We start from the raw sequence: 19,888 nt of genomic DNA, 5'->3' as shown, positions 1-19,888 counted from the left end.
TGATTTAACCGGCCCTTAGTGATCTGGGCACCGATGGACACGTACGTTTCATTGATCTGTTTCAAACAGAATGCCCAGACCGTTGGAGCTTTATCTCTTAAGGAGACGTCCGCCGACGGAGAAATCGGTGGATGCCGGCTTCAGGATCCTTGCGGTTGTTCTGGCCTCTGTGGTGGCAATCGTGCTGCTGGCCATTCTCGTCGTGGTGTTCTGGGGATCGCTGGAGTCGATGGGCCGATACGGATGGTCATTTCTGGTGACCTCCAACTGGAATCCCGTCAAGGACGAATACGGAGCTTTCACAGCCATCTACGGCACGCTTGTGACATCGCTGCTGGCACTGCTAATCGCTGTGCCACTCGGCGTTGGCACAGCGATCTTCATCACAGAAGACATCATTCCTCTGAAAATCCGCACGCTGATTGGCGTGATGGTGGAGTTGCTTGCGGCGATCCCTTCGGTGGTGCTGGGCCTCTGGGCCATCTTCGTGATGGAGCCATTCATCCGCCCTTTTCTGCAGTTTCTACATACAAGACTCGGCTGGATACCTTTTTTCTCAACGGATCCCATGGGACCTGGAATCGCACCAGCCGTTCTGATCCTGGTTGTGATGATCCTGCCGATCATCACGGCAATTTCCAGGGACTCTCTCGACCAGGTGCCCATGAAGCTGAGGCAGGCCGCCTATGGCGTGGGGACCACGCGCTGGGGGGCGATTCTGAATGTGATGCTTCCCGCTGCAATATCAGGCATTGCAGGTGGAGTGATGCTGGCACTGGGTCGTGCCATGGGTGAAACGATGGCCGTCACCATGATCATTGGCAACTCGAACACCTTCAGCTGGTCTGTGCTGGCGCCTGGGAACACCATCTCAGCCATGCTTGCCAATCAGTTTGGCGAAGCCGATGGAAGCCAGGTTTCGTCGTTGATGTATGCGGCTTTCATCTTGATGATTCTCACCCTGGCGGTGAATCTACTGGCCCAATGGCTTGTCAAGCGTCTCAGCCTCAAATACTGAACCATGACACTTTCACCCACATTCAGCCTGAAAAGAGACAGACCTGACCTGAATTACAAAAAGGGGTTACGGCGGAATTTATTCAACAGACTGCTCACATTTCTGGTCGGCGCATTTTCAGCAATAGCTGTATTACCGCTCATTGCCGTACTGACTTATGTGCTGATCAAGGGTGGCGGCGCAATCAACTTAAATCTGTTTACATCACCATCCACAGGGCTTGAAGGGGGTGGCATTGGCAATGCAGTCATCGGCACCGTCATCGTTACATTTTTGTCGGCTCTGATCGCGATTCCGGTAGGCGTGGGGGGTGGAATATTTCTTGCTGAATACTCAGGTGGAGGAGCTTTTGCACATTTCATTCGATTCGGAACCAACGTCATGTCGGGAGTTCCATCAATTATTGCCGGCGTATTTGTTTATTCCATTATCGTGAAGACAAAGATTATCTTTGGGAATTCCTACAGTGCAATCGCAGGTGGAGTTGCATTATCAATTTTGATGCTTCCGACCGTCATCAAGACCACTGACGAAGGGCTGAAGCTGGTTCCTGACGATCTACGTCGCGCTGCACTGGGAGTCGGCGCATCGAAATTTGTCACCATCCTGAGAATAACTCTTCCTTCAGCTTTTACCCCCATTGCCACAGGCGTGGTCTTGTCGATTGCAAGGGCAGCAGGAGAAACAGCTCCATTGATTTTCACCGCCTTATTCTCACCATTCTGGCCACAAGGTTATGAATCAATTTTTAATCCTATTGCAACACTTTCAGTATTGATCTACAACTTTGCGACCCTGCCTTACGAAGCTCAGAACGAACTCGCATGGGCTGCATCGTTCGTTCTTGTTTTGTTCATCCTGCTGATCAATCTCTTTGCTCGGTGGCTACGACGATTTGCCGCCAGCTGAACCACAAATTCTCAATCACTTGCTGAAATTTCAATTTTCCGTTAAGCCCAGAAGCAAACATGACTACCACCATCAAATCAAGCAACGAGCCATCAGAAGACATCTGCCTGTCGATTCAGAACACCACGATCAGCTATGGCAGCCATGAGGCTGTCAAAAATGTTTACTGCGACATCCCACGAGGCAGAGTCACGGCATTCATCGGACCATCAGGTTGCGGCAAGTCAACGGTTCTGAGAGCACTGAACCGTATGAATGATCTGATTGAAGGCTGCGCCCTGAGAGGCCGAGTTCTTTTTGATGGGGTTGATCTTTACGCCCCCTCGGTTGATCCGGTGGAAGTGAGACGCCGCATTGGCATGGTCTTCCAGCAACCCAATCCGTTTCCAAAAAGTATCTACGAAAACATCGCTTTCGGTGCACGCATCAATGGCTATTCCGGAGATATGGATGAGTTGGTTGAACGCTCCTTACGCCAAGCCGCTGTCTGGGATGAATGCAAAGACAAGCTCAATGAGAGTGGCTACTCACTCTCAGGCGGACAACAACAGCGTCTCTGCATCGCACGAACAATCGCCATTCAACCGGAAGTGATTCTGATGGATGAACCTTGTTCGGCATTGGATCCGATCTCGACGTTAAAAATCGAGGAAACCATGCATGAATTAAAGAAGAGTTTTACCATTGTCATTGTTACCCATAACATGCAGCAGGCTCTGCGTGTGAGCGACATGACTGCCTTCTTTAATGCTGAAGAGGTGGAAGGAGGTTCTGGAAAAGTCGGCTATCTTGTTGAATTCTCTGAAACAGAAAAGATCTTCAATTCACCATCGCAACAAACCACACAGGATTACGTGTCGGGCCGATTCGGCTGATCAATGAACGGCTAAATCCAGGGCTGTTGCCTGGTCTTAATGAAGATTAGGCAGTAAAAAACCGGCCCCATGGGACCGGCGTGAACGGAGAGGGAGGGATTCGAACCCTCGATAGAGTTGCCCCTATACAGCATTTCCAGTGCTGCGCCTTCGACCACTCGGCCACCTCTCCAGGGGCTCGTCTGGCAGCTCAGAATGTAGCAGGGCGTTTTCGGCTGAACCGATCAACACCTGATCGATGCAACAACTGACAATCCGGATAAGCAACGAAAAGAGTGCTTGTTGAAGTTGATCTGGTCCCTGTCGGTAGATTTGGCTACAGAGAATGCAGAGGTGCGCCTGGAATGCTCCGATCTGTCGACAGGCCGCCATGTGAGGAGACCACAGCTGTGCAGGATGACGGCGGGCTCCAGGCGGGGGCGGTGACAGCAGAGGGTCAGGGTGCTGAGGTGCGGACGCATCGGGTCACCATCCACTGGAGGCAGAAGGGACGGGTCATTTCCCATGAGGTGCCGGAGGGTGAGTACATCCTGCAGAGCTTTGAGAAGCAGGGAGATCCGCTGCCGTTTTCCTGTCGGAACGGGTGCTGCACGAGCTGCGCCGTTCGTATTCAGCAGGGCGAGCTCGATCAGAGGGAAGCCATGGGACTGTCCAAGGAACTGAGGGCCAAGGGATATGGGCTTCTCTGTGTGGCAAGAGCCGTTGGTCCACTCGTGGCTGAAACCCAGGATGAGGATGAGGTCTATGACCTGCAGTTCGGAAGACACTTCGGGCGAGGCAAGATCACTCGTGATATTCCTCTCGAGGAACTCGAAACCTGGAAGGAATGACAACAGGGCATCTGGATTGCAATGCCGCCGCCGCTGATGCCCGCCTGACAACTTCAAGGCTTGAGCAACTCGGCCAGGTCGCCAGAGAGGCTGCGAATCTGGGTGGTTCGGTGCTGATGCGGCACTACGGACGTCTTGTGTCCATTCAACAGAAAGCCAGAGCGGGAGATCTGGTCACCGATGCCGATCTGGCGGCCGAGAAGGCAGTGCTTGCCAGCCTCAGCGAAGCCACACCGGACATTCCAGTACTCGCTGAGGAATCCGGGGCGCAGGGTGATGTCTCCGATCTGTGTTGGTGTGTTGACCCTCTTGATGGCACAACGAATTTCGCCCACGGATACCCGTTCTTCGCCACGTCCATCGGACTGCTCTGGAGAGGATTGCCGATTCTGGGCGCCGTTGCCGTTCCGTTTCTGCGCGAGGTGTTCTGGTGCTGCCCAGGTTCTGGAGCTTTCCTGAATGACCAGCAAATTCATGTCAGCAGCTGTTCATCGCTCGATGAGAGCCTTCTGGTCACAGGATTTGCCTATGACCGCAGGGAACGGCTGGACAACAACTACGCCGAGTTCTGCCGACTGACCCACAGAACAAGAGGTGTTCGTCGAGGAGGGGCCGCTGCCGTTGACCTGGCCTACGTGGCTGCGGGTCGCGTGGATGGTTACTGGGAAAGGGGCCTTTCGCCATGGGACCTGACCGCTGGTGCGGCACTCGTGGTGATCGCAGGAGGGAAGGTAAGTGACTATCGAGCTCCGAACTACGACGTGTCATCTGGCCGGATCCTGGCCAGCGGCCCCGGGATTCATGCTCCCCTGCAGCGGGAACTGGAGCTTGTGGAGCCGTTCTCAGAAGAGCTTTACGCAAGTTGAAACCCCAGCCGTGGGATCCTGATCGAAGCAGCGACAGGCGCGATGGCCCTGCAACCCGCCTCAGGCGTGAGAGATCTCAATCCTCAGCAGGTACAGCGCAACCAGGAACTCAGGGAAACCCTTGCGGAGGTGTTCCGTCTTTGGGGATACGAAGAAGTCACACCCCCCAGAATCGAACGGATGGACACGCTCAAGGCGGGTGGAGCAATTGACAGCCGTGACATCGTCCGACTGGTTGCCGATGAACCACTGGGATTGAGACCTGAACTGACCGCCTCAATTGCCAGAGCAGCCTGCACAAGACTGATGGAGCGTCAGCGGCCACTGAGACTCTGGAGCTGTGGCACGGTCTTCGAATCCCGGATCGCCGATGAAGGAGGCCAGTGCATCGAGGAGATTCTGCATTGCGGTGTTGAACTCTTCGGTGGCCTTGGAGTGGAATCGGAACTTGAGCTGTTCAGTTTGTTGCTGGCCTCACTCAAAGCTCTGAATCTGAATGCGACCCATCAACCGAAGCTGTTGATCGGGCACACCAGCCTGATGGAACTGCTGCTGGAACCCTTCGAATCCAGAGAGAGGAACAGGATCCGCGCCTGCCTGAGCCAGTACGACCGCCTTGGGCTACAGGAACTGGGTCTGGCGAGCGATGCCCATCGGAATCTGTCCTGCTGGCTTGATCGACGCGGCACCCCCGAGGAGATTCTCGACGCACTGAATGCGCAGTATCCGGATCAACAGGTTCTGCAACAGCTGAAGCGTCTGTTGACCCATCTGAATCCGTTAGCTGAAGATTCTGGCCTGCAGCTGCAACTGGATCCCACATTCCAACCGCATTACGAGCTTTATGACGGAATTGTTCTGCAACTGGTCTGTCAAGGAACGTCTGCGCCGGTCGTGATTGCCAGAGGTGGGAGATATGACTCGCTGGTGCAGCGACTCGGAGGAGATGGCAAAGAAGCAACAGGCCTTGGTTTCAGCTATTGCGTTGATGACATCAGGGATCTGCCTGGCGAGGCGATCACCACGCCCCACGAGGAGACGGCAGTGCTGATCTGCTACGGACCAGGCTCAACGCTGGAATCGGCCTTGCAACGACAGATGACTCTCCATCAGCAGGGGCAGATCACTGTTTTGGACCATCGCACCTGCAACAGTCATGCACAGGCTCAGGAACGACTGAGTCAGTCGGGATGCGACAACCTCGAATGGATCAATGCCTGACGGGACGCAGTATCGAAACTGATGTCTGCGAGGCAGAGGAACAGGTTTTCAGGATCAATCTTGAGACCTGCGTTCACTGCTGGGGCGTTAATGATGGATGCGTACGGAAAACTCACCAATCGAGCTCTTGATCGGCAGCACCCGCCCTGTCTAATTTTTGACAAGTCTGTATTTGCTGATGTCGGTTCTTGAGCAGGGTCAGATTCAGATCCATACCGAAAACATCTTTCCAATCATCAAGAAGGCCGTTTACTCCGGCCATGAGGTGTTTCTGAGAGAACTGGTCAGCAACGGCACAGATGCGATCAGCAAACGTCGTATGGCGGCAATGGCCGGCGACTGTTCCGAAGCTGATGAAGGTTCAATCAACATCAAAGTCGACAGAGAAGCCAAGACAGTCACAATCAGCGACAATGGAATCGGCATGACCGCCGACGAAGTGAAGCGATACATTAACCAGGTGGCATTTTCCAGTGCCGAGGATTTTCTTGAAAAATACAAGCAGGAGTCAGACGCCATCATTGGCCACTTCGGACTCGGGTTTTACTCCAGTTTCATGGTGGCCAAGGAAGTTGAACTCATTACTCGTTCAGCGCGCCCAGACAGTGAAGCGGTGCGATGGGTTTGCGACGGCTCTCCTGCATTCAAGCTGGAAAGCCACGACAGAACTGAAGCCGGAACTGATGTCATCCTCCATTTAATGGATGATGAACTGGAGTATCTGGAGCCTGCAAGATTGCGCACGCTGATCACTCAGTATTGCGATTTCATGCCGATCGACGTTCAGCTTGAAGGTGAAAGCGTCAATAAAAGAAATCCTGCCTGGAGAAGAAATCCCAGAGAAATGAGTGATCAGGATTATATTGATCTTTATCGCTATCTCTATCCTTTTCAAGGCGATCCACTACTCTGGGTTCATCTGAATACTGATTATCCATACACCTTGCAGGGGATTCTTTTCTTCCCGCAATCAGTTGGACGGGCCGACTGGGAAAAAGGCGACATCCGCCTTTACTGCAACCAGGTTTACGTCAGCGACTCAATCAAAGAAATCGTTCCCCGTTACCTTCTACCTCTGAGGGGAGTGATTGATTCCCCGGATATTCCTCTGAATGTCAGTAGAAGCGCTCTTCAAACTGATCGCAAGGTGCGGTCAATTGGTAACTTTGTTGCCAAGAAAGTTGCAGACCGGCTTAAAAATCTTAAACAAGATGAGCCTGAAAATTATGCCGAAGCTTGGGAGTCATTGGCCCCATTCGTCAAGATCGGCGCCATGGAGGATGAAAAGTTTGCCGAGCAGGTCTCTGACCTGATTCTGTTTGCAACGACCGCCCAGGCATCTCAAGATCAACCGGAACCAATCAAGGCAGGAGAGAAGCGCTACACAACATTGTCCTCATACCAAAGCAGGCTTTCAGATACACAGTCCAAGAGGGTTCTCTACTGCACCGACGAAGTGGCCCAGGCCGGTGCACTCTCGCTTTGGAAGAGCCAGGGAGCGGAAGTTCTCTTTGCCGAAACGGTCATCGACAGCCAGTTTCTGCCATGGCTGGAGGCGACCAACGACCAGTTCAAGTTTCAGAGAGTGGACGCGGAGCTCGATGAGAGCCTTCGCGACGAGAAACCGGAAATCAGTGATCAGGACGGGGAAACGCAAAGCGAGTCCATCCGAGCGTTGATCAAGGAAGCACTCAACAACGACAAAGTCACCATCCAGGTCCAGGCACTCAAGGGTGGTGAAGAGGCTCCTCCGGCCATGATTCTTCTGCCGGAACAGATGCGGAGAATGAACGACATGGGCGCTCTGATGGATCAGCGCCTACCTGGTCTGCCGGATCATCATGTGTTGCTGATCAACCGCCGGCATCCTCTGGTCGAGGGTCTCCTGAAGTTGTCAGCAGGCAGTGTGCTCGTTGGCACTGAGCAGTCATCGCCCAGCAAAAGGCTGGCATCCGAACTTGCTCTGCATCTCTATGACATGGCTCGTCTCGGCGTGGGAGGACTTGAGCCCAATGAGCTGGCAGGTTTCCAAACTCGCAGCGCCAAACTGATGTCAGAGCTCGTCAGCAAAGGGACCTGAACAGGCCCGTTTGCTAAATTGCTCATCTGGCTTTTGGCCTAAGAATCAGAGGATCATCATCATGTCCCGGGTGTGTCAGCTCACTGGAACTCGTGCCAACAACGGAATGGCAGTGAGCCACTCCCATATCAGAACCAAAAAGCTTCAGCAGGCCAACCTGCAGCAGCGTCGTCTCTGGTGGGCCGAGGGTAATCGCTGGGTGAATCTGCGGATCACAACCCGCGCACTCAAAACCATCCAGAAAAAAGGGCTTGGCGCCTATGCAAAGTCTCTTGGAATCGACCTCGCAAAAATCTGATTTTTCTAACTGAGATGCCTCAGCCGCAACTGAAACGTCGGGATTTTCTGGGCATCACAGCAACTGGGGCGATCGCTCTGCTTTGGAGACCGTCCCGTGCAGCGGCACTCGGCGGGAAGCTGCCTGAGATCGGGGTTGAAGCTCCCGGATTCAGTCTCCCGGGAACCATGGGTGGCGGTCCAACCAGTGAGTGGAGTCTGAGTGACTGGTCAGGCCGGTGGCTTGTTCTGTATTTCTATCCAAGAGATTTCACATCTGGGTGCACAATCGAAGCACACGGTTTTCAGGAAACGCTCAAGGATTTCAACGCCAATGGCTGCGACATTGCAGCCATCAGCGCTGACAGCGTTGATGACCATGAATCGTTTTGCAGCAGCGAGGGACTTGATTTCACTCTGCTCTCCGATCCCGAAGGCAAAGTTAGCCGTGACTATGGATCCTGGATGGCTCCCTACTCACTGCGGCATACATTTCTGATCGATCCGGAGGGTGTGCTTCGAACAACCTGGACTGGCGTCAGACCTGTGGGTCACGCTCAGGACGTGCTAAAGACATTATTGGCAGAACAGAGTCATTCCATTGTTTAAGATTACTTCTAATGCGTTGAACAATGGTGTAACACTCAATTCATACGGGTTTTATTGAATGGATTCAAACGAAGGTTGTAGCAATTTTATTATTCTCTACCATCGCACTCCATTTGATGAAGCGAAAGATAAAAATGGAGAGAGAATCTGGCGCGATCAGAAAAGTCCCAATGGAATTATTCCCACTCTGAGAAATCTCTTCCGAGATCGCCATAATGGCACCTGGATTGCCTGGCGTCAGGTGAATGATCTGGAAAACGCAGAAGATGAAAGAATTGCCATGACAGATCCGGCAACGTTCACATTAAGAAGAATACCACTGGAAGAAGAACAAATCTCGAGTTTCTACCATGTGACCTCAAAGGAGTCTTTCTGGCCAATACTGCATACATTTCCCAATTATTTTGATGTCAATAATACTAACTGGGGGATTTTCGAAGAAGTCAACCAAAGATTTGCGCAAGCGGCATGCTCAGAGGCTGCCCCCGGGGCAACAGTATGGATTCATGATTACAATCTTTGGCTTGTTCCAGGATATATTTGCAGTAAACGTTCTGACCTTAAAATTGCATTTTTTCACCACACACCCTTTCCCAGTAGTGATGTTTTTTCAATACTACCTTGGAGAAAGCAGATTGTTGAAAGCCTGCTGAGTTGCGATGTTGTTGGATTTCATATTCCCCGTTACACGGAAAACTTTGCACGTGCTGCGAACTGCCTGCTTGGTGTTGAGAAAGGAGGAAAACAATCCGTACCTCTCCGATTTCTTGGTTGTGGCTCCGCTCTCACGGAGCCATCAGAAACACCCTGGCTGAACTATCGAGGCCGCAAAGTACGTCTTCTTTCCTCTCCAGTGGGAACATCCCCTGACGTAATCCAGGCACTTACAAGGGATTCACATGTGCGTCATTTATCGGAACGCATCGATGAAGACACGAAAAAAGGGAGGAAACTGATTCTCTCCGCGAGCAGAGTCGATTACACCAAAGGGAATGAAGAGCTCTTGCTGGCTTTTGAGAGGCTTCTGGAAAGACGAAAAGATCTGCACGGAAAAGTTGTTCTGATGCTTGCGTGTGTTGCTGCTGCTTCCGGTATGCGCATCTATGAAGAGACTCAGCGACTGATCGAGGAAACGGCCGGGCGAATCAATGGACGTTTCAGCAAGATTGACTGGGTACCCATTCGTTTTTCAACACGCAGAATTCCCTACGAAGAAATGGTGGCCTGGTTTTCACAGGCAGACATCTGCTGGATCACGCCACTGCGGGATGGTCTCAACCTTGTTGCCAAGGAATATGCTGCCGCAAGGAAAGGTCGCTCTGGTGTTTTGGTGCTTTCAGAGTTCACAGGTGCCTCTGTGATTCTTGATGGAGCTGTGCTGACCAATCCTTATTCCCACAAGCAGATGGACACAGCAATTGATGCGGCAATTGATATGCCTGAATCTGAGCAGATTCAGAGAATGGAGAAAATGAGCTCAGCCGTCGAAGCCTTCACCGTTTCCGACTGGGCCGACGAACAGATGGCAGCACTGGAGACGCAGAACTAGCGCAATGTTCTGGATCAGGCGTCGCTCAATCAAGCTGGTGATGGCGATCATCACTCTTGTTGCCGGTGGTTTGCTCGGCCTCTCTGCTCTGGCCAGACAACCGGACCAGGTCTCGATCCTGATGCCGGCACCCTTTGCTGATTCAACTGCTGAACTGGTCAAAAGGTTCAATCGTGAACATCGGGGACGCATTCATCTGAATGTCATCCGAGGTCCGATGGAAACGGAGGCAATCTCCGATTTGGCAATCAGCAGTCTGTTGTTGGGGGATACCCCTTTCGATGCCCTGCTGATGGACGTGACCTGGATTCCGAAATATGCGAAGGCTGGGTGGCTTGAACCTCTTGACGGATATTTCAGTGATGACGAGGTGAATGCTCTTGCAAAAGGTGCCAGTGAAGGAAATCACCACCAGGGATCTCTGGTGCGTTGGCCCCTGGTTGCAGATATCGGTCTTCTTTACTGGCGAACAGATCTGATGGATGAGCCTCCTCGAACTCCCGAGGAGCTGGCCAACATCAGCCGGAAACTGCAGGACAGCGGCCAGGTTCCCTACGGCTATGTCTGGCAAGGGAGGCAGTACGAAGGTCTCAGCTGTGTCTACCTGGAAATGATTGAGGGATTCGGCGGTGAATGGCTGACACCGGAAACCGCTCGGGTTGGATTGGATCAGGCACCTGGTATCGCGGCAACGCGATGGCTTGATGATCTGATTGAAGCGGGGATCAGCCCACGAGCTGTCACCAACTTCTCTGAATCTGAAGCCCTGCAGAGCTTCAAGTCAGGGCAGGCTGCCTTTATGCGTAACTGGCCGTATGCGTGGGCGGAACTACAGAAGAACGACAGTGCGGTTAACAACAAGGTTGGAATCACCACAATGGTGGCTCAGGCAGGTGAAAAGCCAGCAGCAACACTGGGAAGCTGGGGGCTGAGTCTGCTCAGTGGATCTGCTCGACCCGAATCAACAGTGGAAGCATTCAAGTTCCTTACCAGTGAGGATTCGCAACGCTATCTGTATACCAATTTTGGATATACACCCACTCAGAACGCCCTCTTCAATGATCAGGATCTTCTCCAAAACCATCCGTCACTGGCATCAATCGGAGAAGCTCTATCTTTTGCGCGTTCGAGACCGGAAACGCCTCTCTATGCCCAGGTGAGTGATGTTCTTCAGCGAAAACTCAGCAGCACACTCACAGGCCTGACCTCCCCCACGCAGGGTATGGAGCAAGCGGAGCGCTCCACAGAACAGGTTCTCGAGGCAGCGGGAGGAACTCCCTGAATCCCATGCTGATTCTGTTGATTCCTTCGCTGCTTTTTCTGATCGCGGTGTTTGCTTTACCGCTGATCCGTTATGGGTGGCTCAGCTTCCATGCAGACTCTGTGATGACGGGTCTGATAGCGATCCCGAATCAGGGAGCGAACTGGCAGCGGTTCATCCATGACAGCCGTTACTGGCAGGATCTGCTGCAGACGCTTCGTTTTGCTCTTGTCTCGGTCACGGCTGAAGTGATTCTTGGTCTGGTCATCGCGCTGATACTCAACCAGCCGTTGCGAAAGCGTGCTCTGATCCGATCATCGTCACTGATCCCCTGGGCGCTGCCCACAACGGTGATGGCTCTGGGTTGGAGATGGATTTTCAACACTCCCTATGGTCCTGTCGATCGATTGGTGCAAACAGGTTTGGGGCGTTCCCTGAACGCTCTTGGCGAACCGTCGCTGGCCTGGATCACAACGGTCTACGCGGATGTGTGGAAAACCACCCCTTTTGTGGCCCTGATTCTTCTCGCCGGCCTGCAGACCATTCCCTCCGATCTGTACGAAGCGGCAAAACTCGAGGGAGCAGGTTCCTGGATCTGTCTGAGACGAATCACGATTCCCCTGCTGCTCCCCTACCTGGGTCTGGCTCTGATGTTCCGTCTCGCTCAGGCGTTCGGGGTGTTTGATCTGATTCAGGTCATGACAGGTGGAGGCCCTGCAAGTAGTACAGAAAGCATTGCTCTTTATGCCTACTGGAATGCAATGCGTTTTCTTGATTTCGGATACAGCGCCACCATCATGATTGCAAGCTTTGTGATTCTCAGTTCGCTGATAGCCATCGCATGGTTCATCATCTCAATGGCAAGAAAAGGATCTGTGGGAGCGCTCGCCGAATGAAATCAGGTCGAATGGTGATTGTCGTTTTATTGGTTTGGTCACTTGGACCATTGGCCTGGCAGCTTTATACATCGTTCTGCACTGATCAGGCACTTGTGATGCCTTTTGCATCACATGAGCAGCGTTGGACACTGACTCATTATCAAAGCGTTCTGACAAGCAACCCACCATTCACCCGCTATCTGTTCAACAGTTTATTTGCAGGATTTGTTTCCACAATTCTTACCCTGCTGCTGGCAATACCTGCTGGTTACTGTCTGAGCAAACTAGGAAAAAGAAGTGCACTTATTATTAAATGTTTGCTGATTGGCTGCGCATTATTCCCGTATGTGCTCCTTTTTCTGGCTTTGCTTGAAATTGCTCGATTTCTGCAACTTGGGAACAGCCTGATTGCTCTTGCCGTACCTTACGCAGCGCTGTCTCAACCTCTAGCAGTTCTGTTACTCACGAGTGCATTCTCCGATCTTCCTTCTGAACTGGAGGACGCAGCCAGGGTTGAAGGTTTAACGCTGCTGCAAAGGTTTCGATGGATCCTTCTCCCACTGATTTCACCAGCCATTGCCAGTACCGCGATTCTTGTGTTCCTATTTTCCTGGAATGAATATCCGATCGCACTCACATGGATCAGCGATTCAGATAAATTGACTCTGCCTGTTGCGATGGCAAGAATAGCCGGCTCATCCATTCATTCTGTTCCATACGGCCCCTATGCAGCCGCTACGGTTATTGGCTCGATTCCACTGATTCTGCTGGTGATGGTTTTTCAGAAGCCAATTGTTTCAGGCTTAACGACAGGAGCCGTGAAAGGATGACACTTGAACTCAGAAAAGTTGGAAAAAAGATCAGCAATCAATGGATTGTTGAAGACCTGAGCCTGGCAATCGCAGACAATGAATGTCTTGCACTTGTAGGCCCGAGTGGCTGCGGGAAAAGCACAACTTTGCGCTTGATTGCTGGACTTGATCCTGTCAGCTCCGGAACCATTCATATCAACGATCGCGACGTCACCGAGCTTTCACCTGCCGAACGCAGTGTGGGAATGGTTTTTCAGAGTTATGCACTGCTTCCTCATCTCACTGTCGTTGAAAACCTCGAACTGGGTCTTCGAGTTCGTGGAGTGCCGCAGCGCGAGAGAACGGGAAAGATCAGACAAGTGCTCGACCTGGTTCAACTCTTAGACCGTGCAGGCAGTCGCCCATCTGAACTCTCCGGGGGACAGCGGCAACGGGTGGCTTTGGCGCGCGCCCTGCTCAGACAGCCTGAGGTTTATCTGCTTGATGAACCGATGAGCAATCTGGACGCACAATTGAGAGAAGACATTCGCCCCGAACTTCGTCGTCTGATCCTGGAGCAAAAGAAACCCACCATCTATGTAACGCATGATCAACATGAAGCCATGGCGATGGCACAGCGCATTGCTGTTCTTCATCACGGCACGATTGAACAGGTTGATACTCCATACAACCTCTATCACAATCCCTGCAGTCTTTTTGTTGCTCGATTCATCGGTCGACCTCAGATCAACTGCCTGAAGGATGAAGCCGGTGATATCTGTGCGGTCAGGCCCGAGGCCATTCAATTCTCTGATTCGGGGTTGTCCTGCAAAGTGCTGTCACGTGAATGGCTGGGGAACTCACAACTGTTGTTTCTGGACACACCACGAGGCCTGATTCGAATGATGGCTTCCCCAGACGAAGTCATTCCTGAAAGCGCCCGATTATCCTGGTCAAGTGATCATGAAATGTTCTTCAGTGCAGATACAGGATGTCGTCTAAACCGATAATTTGTTGAGCTCTTCAACAAGCATGTGTTGATGGCAATTTGCAGCATTTTTCAGTTGAGCCAGTTGTGATTGATCACATGAACTCTGCATCGTCTGCTGCCATTGATGAATCAGGTGATCTGAATTGAGCTGACCTTCAAGATCAGACCAAGGGAGTGATGCTAGTTGTGCCGCTGCCTTCACTTTGGGGTCATAACTCAGTGCCGCAGTCGGACAACCTCCTGTTGCCGCAAGGATCAAAGCATGCAGGCGCATCGCGATGACCAGAGCAGCTTCGCTGAACAGCAACTGAACATGTTCAAGCGATTCCGCATGCATCTGAATCGAACGCTGTCGTAAACCCTCAGGGATCAGATCATGGCGATGCAGTTCATGCCAGAGGGATGCATCCTGATCAGCGTGAAAGGCCAGCCAGATCACCTCTGAACAACCAGAGGAACTGAAACGATCGACGGCATCAAGCAGAACGCTCCAGCCCCTGTTGTCAAGAAGAGATGTGGGTCTCCAGCAGAGGATCAGACGATTGCCACCAGACCAGAGGGGCGAAGGATGGCACCACACCGGATCAGGCCCCATCACCATTGGAATCCTCAGTTTCCAGCGCTGGGCCTGCTCGATCGAATGGGGATCACGCCAGGACACAGCCCTGATGCCTTTGAGGGTGTACTTCACCAGCAAGCGGCTGAAGCGACGATGCAGCGGCCCTAATCCCTGCCCCCAGAGAAGAATTGGAATGCCCTTGCAACGAGCAGACCAGAGCAGAACGAGATAGTAAACAAGGCTTTTGAAACTGGTTCCATCCTGAAGCAGGCTTCCGCCACCGAGAACCAGAGCATCAACGCGATCAAGAGCCTGAATCGTCTCTGAAAGTGAACGGCGACTGACTGTCGTCACCCCGGAAACCAGAGACAGAACAGCCTCGGGATCTCTCGCCGTCACCACGAGGGCCCAGTGGGATGGGATCTGTGAAGCCAGCACCTGAAGCAGAGCATCATCTCCAAGGTTGTGCTCGCCGTAATAACCACAGAGCAGCACACGTCCCTTCAGCACTCTGCGAAGCGCCTTCACAGGCCATCAACAATTACTCGAACCATTATCCAAGTCTTCAACAGTTACGGTGTCGATTCCCATTGAAATGACATGCACGCGCTATCGCTGGGAACCTGGTGGATTCATTGGGCTTCCGTAGGCGAATGGCTGATGGCCATCGTGCTGATTCATCACTACAACCCTGATGACCGGGATGTTCACACCCGGAGAATTGCCTGGGCAATGCTTCCAGCTCTGGTGAGTGCAATGGCAGCGTGCACATGGCATCTGTATGACAACGCCGAGGAGCTGCGCTGGCTCGTCAGCCTGCAGGCGGCATTCACTCTGCTCGGCAATGTGTTGCTTGCCTGGGCTGCTTGGTCGCTCGACGATTCAGAGCGACTGGAGGATCAGATTTGATGCCGGATTTCGATCCATCACCGCTGTTCGCACTTTCACTGTTCCCTTATCTGATCTTTCTTTACTACCTGGGAAAACGTCGACTGCTGCCCGCGCTCAGCCGTCGTGGTTTTCAGCTCACGCTGTTGTTTGTGGGAATCACAATTGCAGCAGCTGTGATTGCTGATTTGCGGTTTGGGTCCGAACTGGTGGCCGTTGATGCACTGCATGGCGGAGCCGAAGCGTTTCTCACGCTCAGCAACGCCGTGATCGTGGCAGGACTACTTGGGTATCAAAAAGCACATCAGTGAACAACTTTTACAAGAGTTATGCGTGAGCGCCGAAAGGTTGGAAGATGAGTCGTTGCCTCTGTTCTTCATGCTCGCTCCACTACTGGCCATCGCTCCTGCCACGATCACATGGTCTCCGAAAGTGGGGCTTGTGATGATCGTCTGCAACGTGATCGCCATCGCGATCGGCAAAGCCACCATCAAGTACCCCAACGAGGGTGCTCAGTTGCCCAACCCTTCATTCTTTGGTGGCATGAGCCATGCGTCTCTGCTGGCGACCACCAGCCTCGGTCATGTGATCGGCATGGGTGCCATTCTCGGACTGACAACCCGCGGAGTTCTCTGAACACCGCTCAACTGAATTCGAGGATCAAGGGTGGCTCAGCCACCTTTTTTGGGTTTCAGGTGCGAACCGATTGAATTTCAACACCCGGTTCAGACGCATTCTGCACGGCAGATGTCGTGAACTTGAAACGTTCGCAGATTCTCCCGGCCATCTGATCAGGAAGCAGACCAAGGGTTTCAAAACTCTGCTGTGGTGTGGCGTGGTCCACGAGCACATCAGGAATACCAAGCCTCATCACCGGCAACTGAAGCTCGGCTTCCTGTAGGGATTCAATCACTGCGGAGCCGAATCCACCCTCAAGTGAACCTTCCTCCATGGTGACAATGCGGCCGATGCGCTTGGCCAGCGGATGGATCAGCGACGTGTCGAGAGGTCTGAGGAATCGGGAGTTCACAACAGTGGCCTGAATCCCCAGGCCTGAAAGGATTTCAGCCGTCGCAATCGCTTTGGCATTCATGGCGCCGTAGGCCACGATCAGCAGATCATCCCCTGAGCGGAGCACTTCGCCACAACCGATGGGCAGCGGCTCCCATCCCTCCTCCATAAGCGGAACGCCTTCACCGGGACCTCTCGGAATACGGATGGCACAGGGCCCATCGTGCTTGAGAGCACTGACCAGCATGCGCTGGAGCTCAGCCTCATCCTTGGGGGCCATCACCGTGAAGTTGGGGATGGAACGCATGTAGCTGATGTCGTACTGCCCCTGATGGGTCGGGCCGTCTGCACCGACGACACCGGCCCGATCCAGAACGAATGTGACCGGCAGTTTCTGTATCCCCACATCGTGAATCAACTGGTCGAATGCTCTCTGCAGAAAAGTGCTGTAGATGGCAACCACGGGTCGGAGGCCATCCGAAGCCATGCCTGCCGCCAGGGTGACCGCGTGTTGCTCAGCGATGCCGACGTCGACGTACTGGTCTGGCAAGGCCTTCTGCAGAAGGTCAAGCCCTGTACCGGTGGCCATTGCAGCTGTGATTCCGACAACCCGGGGGTTCTGTTCGCAGATTTTGACCAGAGTTTGCCCAAAGACTTTGCTGTAGCTGGGTGGCTTGGGAGTTTTGCTGGGTCGGGCTTTGCCCGTGTTGAGGTCGAAAGACGACTGGGCGTGATACCCCACCTGATCGGCCTCGGCATAGGGGTAGCCCTTGCCCTTGGTGGTGAGCACGTGCACCAGCACCGGGCCGCCGACGCGGTGCGCAGCCTGGAAGGTTTTCATCATCTCGGCGATGTCATGACCATCGACGGGCCCCATGTAGGTGAAGCCCAACTCTTCAAAGACCGCACCGACCTTGGGAACCGCCAGGCGGCGCATGCTGCCCTTCAGACGGTTGAGCTCAGCAGGAAGATCTCCTCCCATGAACGGGAGGTAGCGCATGCTTTCCTCCACGCTTCCTGACAGAAACTGCATCGGAGGGCTCAGTCTCATCCGGTTCAGATGACTGGAGAGAGCACCGACCGGAGGAGAGATCGACATGTCGTTGTCGTTCAGCACCACCAATAGCGGTGTGTTGGGCATGTGACCGGCGTGATTGATGGCCTCCAGGGCCATGCCACCGGTGAGTGCTCCGTCACCGATCACCGCAACGCATTTGTGATCCTGGCCGAGACGGTCGCGGGCCATGGCCATGCCCAGAGCGGCGGAGATTGACGTGCTGGCATGGCCGGCGCCGAAATGATCGAAAGTGCTTTCACAGCGCTTGAGATAACCGGCAACTCCACCCTTCTGTCTGAGCGAATCGAAATCGGCGTAGCGACCGGTGATCAGCTTGTGCGGATAGGCCTGATGGCCGACATCCCACACCACCCGATCCCTGTCGAGATCGAGGGTCTGATAAAGAGCAAGAGTGAGTTCGACAACGCCAAGGCCGGGTCCGAGGTGTCCTCCGCTGTTCGAAACCACTTCCAGGTGGCGCTGACGGATCTGAGCAGCGACATCCTCAAGTTCTGCCACCGACAGACCATGCAGCTGATTGGGATGCGATAGATCGCTCAGGTGCATGAGCCTCCCGGCATATCTAGTCAATCTACGAGGCGTGCCTGCCGCCCGTGAAAGCCCCCTGTTGCCAGACTGAGACAATGGATGATTACCTGCAGCGGATTCTGCGCGCGAGGGTTTACGACGTCGCCCGCGAGAGCCCGCTCGAGTCAGCAACCAATCTCAGCCGCAGGCTGAACAACCGCGTTTGGCTGAAACGGGAGGATCTTCAACAGGTCTTTTCCTTCAAGCTGCGCGGCGCGTACAACCGCATGGTTCAGCTGTCGGATGATGAACTCGCCCGGGGGGTGATCGCCTCGAGCGCCGGCAACCATGCCCAGGGAGTTGCACTCAGTGCGGCACATCTCCAGTGCAGAGCTGTGATTGTGATGCCCATGACCACTCCTGCCGTGAAGGTGGAGGCGGTCCGCCAGCTTGGTGGTGAAGTGATCCTGCATGGAGAGACCTACGACGAGGCTTATGCGGAGGCCAGATACCGCAGCGAACAGGAAGGGCTGTGTTTCATCCATCCCTTCGACGATCCGGATGTGATCGCCGGTCAGGGAACCGTGGGGATGGAAATCCTGCGCCAGTGTCAGCAGCGACCGGATGCGATCTATGTGGCCATCGGTGGAGGTGGCTTGATCGGAGGGGTCGCTGCCTACGTCAAAAGCCTCTGGCCTGACATTGAAGTGATTGGTGTTGAACCCCATGACGCCGCTGCGATGACGCTGTCTCTGGAGGCCGGAGAGAGAATCCGTCTGCCGCAGGTGGGGTTGTTTGCCGATGGAGTGGCTGTCCGGGAAGTGGGAGAACACACCTTCCGTCTTGCTCAGAAGTACGTGGATTCGATCGTGACCGTGAGCACGGACGAGATCTGTGCATCGATCAAGGATGTCTTCGAAGACACCCGATCCATTCTCGAACCGGCGGGAGCACTGGCTGTAGCAGGGCTGAAGGCCGATGTCTCAAGACGGCAGCTGAAGGACAAGCAGCTCGTGGCGATCGCCTGCGGAGCCAACATGAATTTCAACCGGCTCCGTTTCGTGGCCGAGCGGGCCGAGCTGGGTGAGGAACGTGAGGCGATGCTTGCGGTGGAGATTCCGGAGCGGCCGGGAAGCCTGCGCAAGCTGTCGGAACTTCTGCAGAAACGAAGCCTGACTGAATTCAGCTACAGGATGGGCGCCGGTGAAACCGCCCACATCTTCATGGGTGTGCAGGTGGATGACCTGCAGGACCGTTCGGATCTGCTCGCCTCCCTGCGCAGCAATGGATATGAATGCCTGGATCTCAGCGATGACGAGCTGGCCAAAGTCCATCTGCGCCACATGGTGGGCGGACGTCTGCCGCAGAGGACAGGAGAGCCCATTCAGGAACTGCTGTACCGCTTTGAGTTTCCGGAACGGCCTGGTGCGCTGATGCGCTTTGTCAATGCACTGCATTCAGACTGGAGCATCAGCATTTTTCATTACCGAAATCACGGTGCCGATGTCGGACGGATCGTGGTGGGTGTGCTGGTCAGTCCCGATGATCTTGAGTCTTGGCAGACAGTCCTGAAGGACCTGGGCTATGCGAGCTGGGAAGAGACATCCAATCCCGCCTATCGAATCTTTCTGGGTCCCTGATGGCGCTCACTGGAATGGGCGTTACGTTGGCGTGTCGGATCAGGGGATGCT

The 19,888-nt window shown here is 53.7% G+C and carries 20 protein-coding genes and 1 tRNA gene; 18 read left to right on the top strand and 3 right to left on the bottom strand.

Annotated features, from left to right (window positions below):
* Nucleotides 1–70: 70 nt before the first annotated feature.
* The 3 genes from pstC to pstB are packed head-to-tail and all read left to right on the top strand — an operon-like array spanning nucleotide 71 to nucleotide 2,802.
* On the top strand, nucleotides 71–1,018 hold the full coding sequence (gene pstC / locus SIB56_RS03705; RefSeq protein WP_413325530.1) for a phosphate ABC transporter permease subunit PstC: 948 nt from the start codon (nucleotides 71–73) through the stop codon (nucleotides 1,016–1,018).
* A 3-nt stretch (nucleotides 1,019–1,021) separates the two neighbouring features.
* Nucleotides 1,022–1,927, top strand: a complete 906-nt coding sequence (gene pstA, locus SIB56_RS03700; protein ID WP_413325528.1) for a phosphate ABC transporter permease PstA — start codon at nucleotides 1,022–1,024, stop codon at nucleotides 1,925–1,927.
* A gap of 59 nt (nucleotides 1,928–1,986) precedes the next feature.
* Nucleotides 1,987–2,802 carry a phosphate ABC transporter ATP-binding protein PstB gene (gene pstB / locus SIB56_RS03695; protein ID WP_413325526.1) on the top strand — a complete coding sequence of 272 codons (816 nt, stop codon included), beginning with the start codon at nucleotides 1,987–1,989 and terminating at the stop codon, nucleotides 2,800–2,802.
* Between the two features lie 85 nt (nucleotides 2,803–2,887).
* Here the strand turns inward: pstB and SIB56_RS03690 are convergent.
* A tRNA-Ser gene (locus SIB56_RS03690) sits at nucleotides 2,888–2,974 on the bottom strand.
* Between the two features lie 277 nt (nucleotides 2,975–3,251).
* Here SIB56_RS03690 and SIB56_RS03685 point away from each other — a divergent pair.
* From SIB56_RS03685 to SIB56_RS03635, 11 genes are all read left to right on the top strand, one after another.
* Nucleotides 3,252–3,632, top strand: coding sequence for a 2Fe-2S iron-sulfur cluster-binding protein (locus SIB56_RS03685; RefSeq protein ID WP_413327086.1), 381 nt, complete (start codon nucleotides 3,252–3,254; stop codon nucleotides 3,630–3,632).
* Entirely contained in the window at nucleotides 3,629–4,498 is an 870-nt protein-coding gene (locus SIB56_RS03680) for an inositol monophosphatase family protein (protein ID WP_413325522.1), read from the top strand. The genes SIB56_RS03685 and SIB56_RS03680 overlap by 4 nt, the downstream gene beginning before the upstream one ends.
* Nucleotides 4,499–4,540: 42 nt before the next feature.
* Nucleotides 4,541–5,719: an ATP phosphoribosyltransferase regulatory subunit gene (locus SIB56_RS03675; RefSeq protein ID WP_413325520.1), complete on the top strand. Its 1,179-nt coding sequence runs from the start codon at nucleotides 4,541–4,543 to the stop codon at nucleotides 5,717–5,719.
* Nucleotides 5,720–5,897: 178 nt separating this feature from the next.
* Nucleotides 5,898–7,799: a molecular chaperone HtpG gene (gene htpG / locus SIB56_RS03670; RefSeq protein WP_413325518.1), complete on the top strand. Its 1,902-nt coding sequence runs from the start codon at nucleotides 5,898–5,900 to the stop codon at nucleotides 7,797–7,799.
* Nucleotides 7,800–7,860: 61 nt separating this feature from the next.
* On the top strand, nucleotides 7,861–8,097 hold the full coding sequence (rpmB, locus tag SIB56_RS03665; RefSeq protein ID WP_413325515.1) for a 50S ribosomal protein L28: 237 nt from the start codon (nucleotides 7,861–7,863) through the stop codon (nucleotides 8,095–8,097).
* Between the two features lie 29 nt (nucleotides 8,098–8,126).
* Nucleotides 8,127–8,684 (top strand): peroxiredoxin, encoded by a 558-nt coding sequence (locus SIB56_RS03660; protein ID WP_413327083.1) that lies wholly within the window; start codon nucleotides 8,127–8,129, stop codon nucleotides 8,682–8,684.
* Nucleotides 8,685–8,742: 58 nt separating this feature from the next.
* Nucleotides 8,743–10,233, top strand: coding sequence for a glucosylglycerol-phosphate synthase (gene ggpS / locus SIB56_RS03655; protein WP_413325513.1), 1,491 nt, complete (start codon nucleotides 8,743–8,745; stop codon nucleotides 10,231–10,233).
* 4 nt (nucleotides 10,234–10,237) lie between these two features.
* A complete protein-coding gene (locus SIB56_RS03650) occupies nucleotides 10,238–11,515 on the top strand; it encodes an ABC transporter substrate-binding protein (protein WP_413325511.1) in 1,278 nt (425 codons plus the stop codon).
* 5 nt (nucleotides 11,516–11,520) lie between these two features.
* Nucleotides 11,521–12,390 (top strand): carbohydrate ABC transporter permease, encoded by an 870-nt coding sequence (locus tag SIB56_RS03645; protein ID WP_413325509.1) that lies wholly within the window; start codon nucleotides 11,521–11,523, stop codon nucleotides 12,388–12,390.
* An 11-nt stretch (nucleotides 12,391–12,401) separates the two neighbouring features.
* Nucleotides 12,402–13,202 carry a carbohydrate ABC transporter permease gene (locus SIB56_RS03640; protein ID WP_413325507.1) on the top strand — a complete coding sequence of 267 codons (801 nt, stop codon included), beginning with the start codon at nucleotides 12,402–12,404 and terminating at the stop codon, nucleotides 13,200–13,202.
* A complete protein-coding gene (locus tag SIB56_RS03635) occupies nucleotides 13,199–14,173 on the top strand; it encodes an ABC transporter ATP-binding protein (RefSeq protein WP_413325505.1) in 975 nt (324 codons plus the stop codon). The genes SIB56_RS03640 and SIB56_RS03635 overlap by 4 nt, the downstream gene beginning before the upstream one ends.
* On the opposite strand, the gene csaB is transcribed toward SIB56_RS03635, so the two are convergent.
* On the bottom strand, nucleotides 14,162–15,241 hold the full coding sequence (csaB, locus tag SIB56_RS03630) for a polysaccharide pyruvyl transferase CsaB (RefSeq protein ID WP_413325503.1): 1,080 nt from the start codon (nucleotides 15,239–15,241) through the stop codon (nucleotides 14,162–14,164). The two genes, SIB56_RS03635 and csaB, sit on opposite strands and share 12 nt — an antisense overlap.
* A 72-nt stretch (nucleotides 15,242–15,313) precedes the next feature.
* Here csaB and SIB56_RS03625 point away from each other — a divergent pair, with 72 nt between their 5' ends.
* The 3 genes from SIB56_RS03625 to psaK all read left to right on the top strand — a co-directional run bounded on the left by SIB56_RS03625 (nucleotide 15,314) and on the right by psaK (nucleotide 16,237).
* Entirely contained in the window at nucleotides 15,314–15,622 is a 309-nt protein-coding gene (locus SIB56_RS03625) for a DUF2499 domain-containing protein (RefSeq protein ID WP_413325501.1), read from the top strand.
* The gene (locus SIB56_RS03620) at nucleotides 15,622–15,912 is read left to right on the top strand and encodes a DUF3593 domain-containing protein (protein ID WP_413325500.1); all 291 of its coding nucleotides are present in this window, start codon (nucleotides 15,622–15,624) and stop codon (nucleotides 15,910–15,912) included. Before SIB56_RS03625 ends, SIB56_RS03620 begins: the two co-directional genes overlap by 1 nt.
* A 67-nt stretch (nucleotides 15,913–15,979) precedes the next feature.
* Nucleotides 15,980–16,237, top strand: coding sequence for a photosystem I reaction center subunit PsaK (gene psaK / locus SIB56_RS03615; RefSeq protein ID WP_413325498.1), 258 nt, complete (start codon nucleotides 15,980–15,982; stop codon nucleotides 16,235–16,237).
* Between the two features lie 55 nt (nucleotides 16,238–16,292).
* On the opposite strand, the gene dxs is transcribed toward psaK, so the two are convergent.
* Nucleotides 16,293–18,236, bottom strand: a complete 1,944-nt coding sequence (gene dxs / locus SIB56_RS03610; RefSeq protein WP_413325496.1) for a 1-deoxy-D-xylulose-5-phosphate synthase — start codon at nucleotides 18,234–18,236, stop codon at nucleotides 16,293–16,295.
* Between the two features lie 77 nt (nucleotides 18,237–18,313).
* Here dxs and ilvA point away from each other — a divergent pair, with 77 nt between their 5' ends.
* On the top strand, nucleotides 18,314–19,837 hold the full coding sequence (gene ilvA / locus SIB56_RS03605) for a threonine ammonia-lyase, biosynthetic (RefSeq protein WP_413325494.1): 1,524 nt from the start codon (nucleotides 18,314–18,316) through the stop codon (nucleotides 19,835–19,837).
* Nucleotides 19,838–19,888 lie beyond the last annotated feature (51 nt).

The sequence above is a fragment of the Synechococcus sp. MIT S9503 genome (assembly GCF_047304175.1).
In the GTDB taxonomy this organism is placed as follows: domain Bacteria; phylum Cyanobacteriota; class Cyanobacteriia; order PCC-6307; family Cyanobiaceae; genus Synechococcus_C.
The sequence above is the reverse complement of the archived record's forward strand: the minus strand, read 5'-3'. Positions and strand labels throughout refer to the sequence as shown.

Excerpts from the sequence above, each read along its gene's own strand:
- pstB (WP_413325526.1), top strand. The coding sequence starts at position 1,987 with ATGACTACCACCATCAAATCAAGCAACGAGCCATCAGAAGACATCTGC.
- SIB56_RS03640 (WP_413325507.1), top strand. The coding sequence starts at position 12,402 with ATGGTGATTGTCGTTTTATTGGTTTGGTCACTTGGACCATTGGCCTGG.
- psaK (WP_413325498.1), top strand. The coding sequence starts at position 15,980 with ATGCTCGCTCCACTACTGGCCATCGCTCCTGCCACGATCACATGGTCT.
- ggpS (WP_413325513.1), top strand. The coding sequence starts at position 8,743 with ATGGATTCAAACGAAGGTTGTAGCAATTTTATTATTCTCTACCATCGC.
- SIB56_RS03620 (WP_413325500.1), top strand. The coding sequence starts at position 15,622 with ATGCCGGATTTCGATCCATCACCGCTGTTCGCACTTTCACTGTTCCCT.
- SIB56_RS03635 (WP_413325505.1), top strand. The coding sequence starts at position 13,199 with ATGACACTTGAACTCAGAAAAGTTGGAAAAAAGATCAGCAATCAATGG.
- SIB56_RS03650 (WP_413325511.1), top strand. The coding sequence starts at position 10,238 with ATGTTCTGGATCAGGCGTCGCTCAATCAAGCTGGTGATGGCGATCATC.
- SIB56_RS03645 (WP_413325509.1), top strand. The coding sequence starts at position 11,521 with ATGCTGATTCTGTTGATTCCTTCGCTGCTTTTTCTGATCGCGGTGTTT.
- SIB56_RS03625 (WP_413325501.1), top strand. The coding sequence starts at position 15,314 with ATGCACGCGCTATCGCTGGGAACCTGGTGGATTCATTGGGCTTCCGTA.
- pstC (WP_413325530.1), top strand. The coding sequence starts at position 71 with ATGCCCAGACCGTTGGAGCTTTATCTCTTAAGGAGACGTCCGCCGACG.
- htpG (WP_413325518.1), top strand. The coding sequence starts at position 5,898 with ATGTCGGTTCTTGAGCAGGGTCAGATTCAGATCCATACCGAAAACATC.
- rpmB (WP_413325515.1), top strand. The coding sequence starts at position 7,861 with ATGTCCCGGGTGTGTCAGCTCACTGGAACTCGTGCCAACAACGGAATG.
- dxs (WP_413325496.1), bottom strand. The coding sequence starts at position 18,236 with ATGCACCTGAGCGATCTATCGCATCCCAATCAGCTGCATGGTCTGTCG.
- SIB56_RS03680 (WP_413325522.1), top strand. The coding sequence starts at position 3,629 with ATGACAACAGGGCATCTGGATTGCAATGCCGCCGCCGCTGATGCCCGC.
- ilvA (WP_413325494.1), top strand. The coding sequence starts at position 18,314 with ATGGATGATTACCTGCAGCGGATTCTGCGCGCGAGGGTTTACGACGTC.
- pstA (WP_413325528.1), top strand. The coding sequence starts at position 1,022 with ATGACACTTTCACCCACATTCAGCCTGAAAAGAGACAGACCTGACCTG.
- SIB56_RS03675 (WP_413325520.1), top strand. The coding sequence starts at position 4,541 with ATGGCCCTGCAACCCGCCTCAGGCGTGAGAGATCTCAATCCTCAGCAG.